This is a genomic window from Acidovorax sp., from assembly GCF_027492855.1.
Taxonomy (GTDB): Bacteria; Pseudomonadota; Gammaproteobacteria; order Burkholderiales; family Burkholderiaceae_C; genus Acidovorax.
The window spans coordinates 1-2,742 of sequence record NZ_JAPUDY010000028.1; the positions used below are offsets into that span (position 1 = coordinate 1).

Below are 2,742 nucleotides of genomic sequence, written 5' to 3' on the forward strand. Positions count from 1 at the left end.
CGCTGGACCTGGAGCGCTTCATGATCGTCGCCACCAGCGACTTCAACATGGGCGCCATGGAGAACAAGGGCCTGAACATCTTCAACACGAAGTACGTTCTGGCCAGCGAGGCCACCGCCACCGACACCGACTTCGCCAACATCGAAAGTGTGGTGGGCCACGAGTACTTCCACAACTGGACGGGCAACCGCGTCACCTGCCGCGACTGGTTCCAACTGAGCCTGAAGGAAGGCCTCACCGTCTTCCGCGACCAGGAATTCAGCATGGACCTGGCGGGCAGCCCATCGGCCCGCGCCGTCAAACGCATCGAAGACGTGCGCGTGCTGCGCACCGCCCAGTTCCCCGAAGACGCAGGCCCCATGGCCCATCCGGTGCGGCCCGACAGCTACGTCGAGATCAATAACTTCTACACCGTCACCATCTACGAAAAGGGTGCCGAGGTGGTGCGCATGCAGCACAACCTGGTGGGCCGTGACGGCTTCGCCAAAGGCATGAAGCTGTACTTCGAGCGCCACGACGGCCACGCGGTGACCTGCGACGACTTCGTGCAGGCGATTGCCGATGCCAACCCACACAGCCCGCTGGCGCAGCACCTGCCCCAGTTCAAGCGCTGGTACAGCCAGGCTGGCACGCCCCGCGTGCGCGCCACAGGCCACTACGACGCCGCCACGCGCTGCTACGCGCTCACGCTGTCGCAAAGCTGCGCCCCCACGCCCGGCCAAAGTGAGAAGCTGCCCTTCGTCATCCCGGTAGAGCTGGGCCTGATCGACGCCGCCACGGGTGCCGCCCTGCCCTTGCACCTGTCGGGCGAAGAGCCATCGGGCAGCACCTCGCGTGTGGTCGTTCTCACCGGCGCATCGCAGACGCTGACCTTTACAAACGTGGATGCCGAACCCGTGCCCTCGTTGCTGCGGGCTTTTAGCGCCCCCGTGGTGCTGGACATCGACTACAGCGATGCACAACTGCTCACCCTGCTGGCGCACGACACCGACGCCTTCAATCGCTGGGAGGCAGGCCAACGCCTGGCGCTGCGGTTTGCTATCAATGCAATAGCTGGCAGCGCTCAACCAACAAGCGCTAGCGGCCAATTTGGCCATCAAATCCTGCCTACCGAGTTTGTGGATGCCATGCGCGCCGTGCTGCGCAACCCTCTGCTCGACGCCGCCTTCAAGGAGCTGGTGCTCACGCTGCCGTCCGAGACCTACATCGCCGAGCAGCTCGACGTGGTGGACCCGCAACGCATCCATGCGGTGCGCGAAGCCATGCGCGAGCAACTGGCCCTGTCGCTGCAAGCCGACTGGGAATGGGCCTGGGAACAGAACCAGGACACTGGCGGCTACAGCCCCGACCCGGTCTCCTCCGGCCGCCGCGCCTTGAGCGGCCTGGCGCTGCACATGCTGTGCATCGCGGCCCAACGCACGGGTGACGCCGTGTGGCCCGGCAAGGCCTACCAGCGCTTCAAGGTGGCGGGCAACATGACCGACCGCTTCAACGCACTCACGGCCCTTGTGGCTAGCGGCAGCGAGCTGGCGACCCCTGCGCTGGCGCGCTTTCACGCCCTGTTCAAAGACGAGCCCCTGGTCATCGACAAGTGGTTCGCACTGCAGGCAGGCGCGCCCGACCGTGGCGGCAACGTGCTGCCTGCCGTGCGCCAGCTCATGCAGCACCCGGACTTCAGCCTCAAGAACCCCAACCGTGCGCGCAGCGTGATCTTCAGCTACTGCAGCGCCAACCCCGGCGCATTCCACCGGTCGGATGCGGCAGGCTATGTGTTCTGGAGCGACCGCGTGATGGAGCTCGACGCCATCAACCCACAAGTCGCCGCCCGCCTGGCACGCGCGCTTGACCGCTGGAAGAAGCTGGCCGAACCCTGGCGCACAGCGGCCCGCGAGGCCATCGCCCGCGTGGCCGCCAAGCCCGACCTCTCCAACGACGTGCGCGAGGTCGTCACCCGCGCACTGGCCGACTAACCCCATCTCACAGCAGTAAAGACCAACAACATGGCAAAAAGCATCAGCCTGACCCGCTACCTCGTTGAACAACAACGGGTAGACGGCCTTATCCCCTCGCAACTGCGCCTGCTGCTCGAAGTGGTGGCACGCGCCTGCAAAAGCATCAGCCACGCCGTGAACAAAGGTGCCCTGGGTGGCGTGCTGGGCACGGCCAGCAGCGAAAACGTGCAGGGCGAAATCCAGAAAAAGCTCGACATCATCGCCAACGAGGTGCTGATCGAAGCCAACGAATGGGGCGGCCACCTGGCGGCCATGGCCTCGGAGGAAATGGACGGCATCTACCTAGTGCCCAACCGCTATCCCCAGGGCGAATACCTGCTGCTGTTCGATCCCCTCGACGGCTCCAGCAACATCGACGTGAACGTGAGCATCGGCACCATCTTCAGCGTGCTCAAAAAGCCCGATGGCGACCGTGGCGTGGAGGAAGGCGACTTCCTGCAACCCGGCACCCAGCAAGTAGCGGCAGGCTACTGCATCTACGGCCCGCAAACCACCCTGGTGCTCACCGTGGGCGACGGCGTGGCCATGTTCACGCTCGACCGCGAACAGGGCTCCTTCGTGCTGACCGAAGAGAACGTGCGCATTCCCGAAGACACCAAGGAATTCGCCATCAACATGAGCAACATGCGCCACTGGGACGAGCCGGTGAAGCGCTACATCGACGAATGCCTGCAAGGCAAGGAAGGCCCGCGCGGCAAGGACTTCAACATGCGCTGGATCGCCAGCATGG

Annotated in this window: 2 protein-coding genes; both read left to right on the forward strand. The window is 64.6% G+C overall.

Features of this window, described 5'->3' with window-relative positions; genetic code table 11:
• Window positions 1-1,970, forward strand: a 1,970-nt coding sequence (gene pepN / locus Q0105_RS05630; RefSeq protein ID WP_298209624.1) for an aminopeptidase N, incomplete at its 5' end; no start/stop codon positions are given.
• Window positions 1,971-2,000: 30 nt separating this feature from the next.
• Window positions 2,001-2,742: class 1 fructose-bisphosphatase (locus Q0105_RS05635; protein WP_298209626.1), on the forward strand; the 742-nt coding region annotated here is incomplete at its 3' end.